The organism is Methylobacterium sp. Leaf399 (assembly GCF_001424525.1).
GTDB lineage: Bacteria > Pseudomonadota > Alphaproteobacteria > Rhizobiales > Beijerinckiaceae > Methylobacterium.
Genome location: NZ_LMQK01000015.1, coordinates 1 through 4,533 on the forward strand (window position 1 = coordinate 1; position 4,533 = coordinate 4,533).

Sequence of the window (4,533 nt, forward strand, 5' to 3'; positions counted from 1 at the left end):
ATCGCATCCTCCTCAGGCTCCAAACCCAAGGAAGGAATCACGACCGAGATGCTGACGCTACCCCGCGTGAGTCCTGCTCAGCGAGGCTTGGTATTAGCTCGCGTTCCGGTCGGCCTGCGCGGCTGATCCTCCCCTGTTTTCACGGACACATCGAAATTGAACCGCCCGTGCCGACCTCTCCGACACTCGACCCGCTTCGACCCGATCGCAGACAGGCCCCGCGGGCGACCCTCAAGTCCATAGAGGACGCGCCGTTCAGCGCCGAACCTTGTCGACCATGGCTTCGACGATGTTGCTGAAATCGTCACTCCAGGGCGTGCGTCGGTTGTCGGGGATGACCTTCGTCCAGTCGCCGCGCCGATGGAGAGCCTCCAGGTCACCGTCCGTGCGAGCCATCGCGACGACGACGCTCGGAGCGATGAAGGTGCTTTGGGAAAACGTCCTGCCCGAGTCGTCCCGGACATAGGTCACCAATCCGCTGTCGGCAGCTGCGCGAGCGAGGATGTGACGCAACTCGAGATGGTGGTTGGAGATATGGATGACGATCACCCCATCCCGTTCGAGTTTCGAGACATAGAGGCCGAGCGCTTCGCGGGTCAGCAGGTGGCTCGGGATCGCGTCCGACGAGAACGCATCGACCACGATCAGGGCGTTGGCCCCCGTCTGTTCCGCGAGGGTCAGCCGGGCATCGCCGACGACGATCCGGGCTTGCGGGGCACAGGAGCCGAGGAAGCGGAACAGGGTCGGGTCACTCGCGATGCGGACGACCTCGGGATCGATCTCCAGGAAAGTCCACGCCTCGCCGGGGACCGCGTGGCAGGCGAGGCTGCCTGCCCCCAGCCCCACCACCGTGACCGCTCCCAACCTGCCCCCGTGGCTGGCTCGCGATGCCGCGATGGCCGTGCCCATCGCGCCGTCCATTCCGTAGTAGGTCACCGGCTCCGGTCGGCCCAGAAACGGGGTTCCATCGTCGGAGGTCACCCGCATGGCGCCGTGCAGGGTCGTGCCATGGTTGAGCATCCGGAAGCGGCCGTCGCTCGACATGGACAGTTTGTGGATGCCGAAGAACGACCGGAACGCCGTGGTCTCGGACGCCGACCTCTGGAGATGGGCGGTGCTCACGGCGAGGGTCAGACCGGCAAGAGCGACCACGAGCGGCTTGCGCCACCGGGCGATCATCAAAGCGATCAACGCCAGCAGGCCGAAGACGAGCGCCGAGGCTGGCAGCATCGAGACGGTGACGGCAGACCCGGCCGCCAGGAGCGTGGCCGCCAGCACGATACGCCGCCGGCCGTCCCGCAGCGACGTCCGCGACAGTGCCGCCAGGTCCGGCCTGCAGGCGAGCGCCACCACGAGGAGGATGGGATATTCCAGCACCGTGGAGAAGAGGCGCGGTGCGACGAGGGCGCAGAAGATGCCGCCCAGCATGCCGCCGAACGACAGGCAGAGGTAGAACTCCGTCAGCCGCCCGGCCGCAGGCCGGCGTTGGTAGAGTGCCCCGTGACAGATCATGGCGTTGACGAAGAACAGGCCCAGATGGAGTGCCAGCCCGACGAACAGGGACGTCGCGGAGATCATCGGAAACAGTGCCAACGCGGTCCCGATCACCTGAAGGCCGGACAGCACGAGTTGGGACGGAGCCATCCGGTCGCGGAACGCCAGGACGAAGGTCAGCAGGAACAAGGCGAGCGGCACCACCCATAGGAGGGGCGCCGCCGCGACGTCGGTGGAGATATGCGCCGTCACCGCCACCAGAAGCCCGGAGGGCACGAAGGCGAGGGCCACCCAGGCGAGGCGCTCGCGCCACAAAGCTCCTGCGCTCGCCGGCGTGGTCGCGAGCAAAGGTATCCGCGTGCTCCGGTCCGTGCCTGCGGCCATGCGCGTTGCCGTCGTGGCGCACAGGGCGATGACGGCCGCCAGGCCCGCGAAGCCGAAGGTCCAGGCTCGGCTCTGATCCTGCAGGGAAACGAACGGTTCGACCGCAAGCGGATATGCGATCAGGGCCAGGAACGAGCCGATGTTCGACGCGCCATACAGGAAGTAGGGGTCGCCGGCCTGCGGATGGCCCGACCGGGCGAACCAGGCCTGCAGGAGTGGTCCGTTGGCCGAAAGCGCGAAGAACGGCAGTCCCACGGAGGCCAGGAACAGGCCCAGGAGCCAAACGGCCTCTCCGTCTGCCGGCGGCTTTCCCCATCCGGCAGCAAATTGAATGGGCAGTGCCGCAAACGCGCCGACCATCACGAGGACATGGACCGCGGCGGCGATCCGTAGGGGACAGTACCGGACGAGGGCGTGCGCATAGGCGTACCCGAGGAGCAGCAGCGCCTGGAACACCACCATCGCGACGGACCACACCGACGGCGAGCCACCGAGGACGGGCAGCACCATCTTCGTGAACATCGGCTGGATGCCGAACAGCAGCAAGGCCGAGAGAAAGATCGTCGCTGTGTAGAGGCCGAGGAACGCGGCGAGGCGGGCCGAGGGGCCGGATCGGACGGGCCCAGCCTTAACCGTCAGCGTCGTCATCGGCCAAATTCGCTCCGTCCTCCCGCCCTCGATTACCGAGGCGCCGTTAAATCTTGGTGTCGCGCTCGCGACGCGAGCGGAAGTCGGGAGACACGCATCCCGAGAACCGCTCCGGTCCGCATCGGGTCGGGGGTCGCGGTCAGGGGCGCGTTCCTTCGCACGTCGTCGCGCCGGACGGCGTTGACACCCCTGGGAGGGCCATCCACCCTCGGCCGTGTCCGGACCGCCTCGCAGGTGACGATCGACGATGACCGCATATGACTTCGATGGTCTCAGGACGATCCACAACCACGAATTCCTGGACGATGCGGACTTCAAGGGCGCTTACGCCCGCGGGGTCCAGGCGGCGGGACAGGACTACAAGTGGTACTGGCGGGTCCACATCGGCCTGTGGGCCGCGCGCCACGCGTCGAACCTCCGGGGTGATTTCGTCGAATGCGGAGTGAACCGCGGGTTCCTCAGCTCCGCCATCATGCAGATGCTGGATTGGGACACGACCGGCCGCACGTTCTACCTCATGGACACGTTCACCGGCGTCGATCCGCGCTATGTCTCCGACGAAGAACGGAGGAGCGGCGTCCTGGAGCGCACCCAGCGCGAGCGCGACGCGGGATTTCTCGTCACCGGATCGCAACTCGCGCACGCGAATTTCTCAGATTGGCGAAACGTCAGGATCATCGAGGGCGCCATACCCGAAACGCTGCCCCAGGCGACGCCGGAGACGATCGCCTTCATCCACATCGACATGAATTGCTCGCCTCCCGAAGTCGCCGCCCTCGAATACTTCTGGGACAGGATCGTACCCGGAGCGCCGATCCTTCTCGATGATTACGCCTATCACGGCTATCGCACCCAGAAGATCGCGATGGATGCCTTCGCGGCGGCCAAGAACATCACCATCGCATCGCTGCCCACCGGACAGGGCCTGATGATCAAGCCGGAGGCGGTCTCGTCCATTGCGCCGTCGAGGCGCCTGGAACGACCGTCGTCCAAGACAGACGCGCCGTGGTGCTTCGCCTGCGGCAGCGATCGCTTCCGGCCTGTTCGGCCCGTCCTGTGGGACGCGCTGATCGACGAGTGGCAGCTGTCGGAACACGAGACGCATTACGTCAATCGGCAGCAGGGCGAATGCTGCGCCGACTGCGGCGCGAACCTTCGGTCGATCGCGCTGGCCAAGGCGATCGTGGCGACCCTCGGCACGCAGGAGACATTGAGGGAGTTCGTCGCCTCCAGGGCCGCCTCGCGCATCCAGATCCTGGAGCTCAACGAAGCGGGAGGATTGAGCCAATACCTTCGCAAGATGCCGGGCTACACCTTCGGCGCCTATCCCGAGGTCGACATGCACGCCCTCCCTTACCCCGACGAAAGCTTCGATCTCGTCGTCCACTCGGACACGCTCGAGCACATCGAGAACCCGGCGCATGCGCTGCGGGAATGTGCCCGGGTCCTGAAGCCTGGCGGCGCGATCTGCTACACCGTGCCTGTCATCGTAGGCCGGCTGTCGCGGGGCCGGGCGGGTCTGCCCAAGAGCTATCACGGCAATCCGGCGGAGACCGGCGACGATTTCGTCGTCCACACCGAGTTCGGCGCCGATTTCTGGACCTTGCCGGTAGAAGCCGGCCTGTCGCGCGTGACCATCCACACCATCGCCTTCCCGGCGGCCACGGCGATCAGCGCGGCCCGCTAGCGAGCCGCTCGCGGAGCACCGCCACCGCCGACCCACCCCTGCGGGCGTCACGAAGCGGCCCAAGCTCCGGCATCGGCGGGCGATCCACGCACGGATGGGATGCGACGCGGATGGCCCGCAGCGGTCCACCGACGCCTGCGAAGCGATCGCGACCCGCCAGGTCGCGCGACGGCGACCCTTGCCGATAGCGCGCAGCGATCCTTGCCGATTGCGCGCAGCGAYCCTTGCCGATTGCGCGCAGCGACCCTTGCCGATTGCGCGCAGCGACCCTTGCCGATTGCGCGCAGCGACCCTTGCCGATTGCGCGCAGCGACCCTTGC

Annotated in this window: 2 protein-coding genes; one reads left to right on the forward strand and one right to left on the reverse strand. The window is 66.9% G+C overall.

Annotated elements, in window-relative coordinates; all coding sequences use genetic code 11:
• Positions 1 to 255: 255 nt before the first annotated feature.
• Entirely contained in the window at positions 256 to 2,814 is a 2,559-nt protein-coding gene (locus tag ASG40_RS10660; protein WP_244480594.1) for a fused MFS/spermidine synthase, read from the reverse strand.
• On the opposite strand from ASG40_RS10660, the gene ASG40_RS21685 reads away from it, so the two are divergent.
• Positions 2,774 to 4,213, forward strand: a complete 1,440-nt coding sequence (locus ASG40_RS21685) for a TylF/MycF/NovP-related O-methyltransferase (RefSeq protein ID WP_200944246.1) — start codon at positions 2,774 to 2,776, stop codon at positions 4,211 to 4,213. The two genes, ASG40_RS10660 and ASG40_RS21685, sit on opposite strands and share 41 nt — an antisense overlap.
• The last annotated feature ends 320 nt before the right edge of the window (positions 4,214 to 4,533 follow it).